Here is a 939-nt window from a genome sequence, read left to right on the forward strand (position 1 = left end):
GCAGTTGAGCCACCTGTGAGCACCAGAAGCTGAGAGGAGTGCGTGATCAGACGGTGCCATCAGCAATCTCCTTCGCCCGATCCAGCAGCCACCCGTACTTCGACGGATCCACCGCTGAGAGCTTGTCCGCACCAGCCTCGACGATCAGCTCACGAACCTTTGCCGTGTGACCTTGCGCTGAGAGCTCGGAAAGAAAAGCACGTACTTCTTCCAACGTCACCGTCGGTTCAGGTTCAACCTCTGGCTCGTCCGCAAGTAGTTCTGGCTGGGCGTGCGTGGCTGGGATGGTTCCGAAGGGTTCCTTGATCTGCAGGGCAAGCTCCGGGCGTTCACCAGGCATTCCTGCGTGGTCTTCGAAGCTCTCCTCAACGATCTGCTGAGCCCGCGCAAGCAAATCGGCGAGCGATCGCATCGTCTGGTTTCCATCACGAATGAAGGCGTTAATTTCCGGCATCATCATTTGGATTCACCCGCCTTGAGAGCATCGGCCAGGGCCATGAGGTCGTCATCGGTGTTTTCGGTGATGTCGATCTGCTTGACCGAGTCACCGGGAACGAGAATCATGACTTTGCGCGGGGTACCAAGCAGTAGGCGCATGAGCCGTTCACGCAGCGTCACATTCTTGGTGGCGACGATTCCGGGGTCGTCAGGGATATGCCGGGCAATATGAAGCTTGAGACTATGTCGAGCCATCGGGCTTACCTTTCTTCCTCATTTGTGGGAGCAGCCCGGTTGGCTTCTCCCTTCACCCCACTGCCGACACCGCTCGAAGTGTTAAATCGGGCCTCCTCAACCGCCTGCCGGATCAGCGGTTTTACCTCTGCCACCAGCTGCGATACCCGAGCACGGGTCAACCCCATATCGCGCGCCACCTGCGCCTGATTGAGCTTGTCGGTTGCAAGCAGACGCGTCATCACCTCACGATGCTGAGGATCCAAA

3 protein-coding genes are annotated in these 939 nt (G+C 58.1%); all 3 read right to left on the bottom strand.

The window, feature by feature from the left end:
- Positions 1-46 precede the first annotated feature (46 nt).
- On the bottom strand, positions 47-460 hold the full coding sequence (locus HMPREF2975_RS05900; RefSeq protein WP_004007636.1) for a hypothetical protein: 414 nt from the start codon (positions 458-460) through the stop codon (positions 47-49).
- Positions 457-693, bottom strand: a complete 237-nt coding sequence (locus tag HMPREF2975_RS05905) for a hypothetical protein (protein WP_004007637.1) — start codon at positions 691-693, stop codon at positions 457-459. The genes HMPREF2975_RS05900 and HMPREF2975_RS05905 overlap by 4 nt, the downstream gene beginning before the upstream one ends.
- Before the next feature lie 5 nt (positions 694-698).
- Positions 699-939: sigma factor-like helix-turn-helix DNA-binding protein (locus tag HMPREF2975_RS05910; protein ID WP_319803191.1), on the bottom strand; the 241-nt coding region annotated here is incomplete at its 5' end.

The organism is Actinomyces sp. HMSC065F12 (genome assembly GCF_001814535.1).
Classification (GTDB): Bacteria; Actinomycetota; Actinomycetes; order Actinomycetales; family Actinomycetaceae; genus Pauljensenia; species Pauljensenia radingae_A.

Coding starts and splice junctions, on each gene's coding strand:
- HMPREF2975_RS05905 (WP_004007637.1), bottom strand. CDS start 693: ATGGCTCGACATAGTCTCAAGCTTCATATTGCCCGGCATATCCCTGAC.
- HMPREF2975_RS05900 (WP_004007636.1), bottom strand. CDS start 460: ATGATGATGCCGGAAATTAACGCCTTCATTCGTGATGGAAACCAGACG.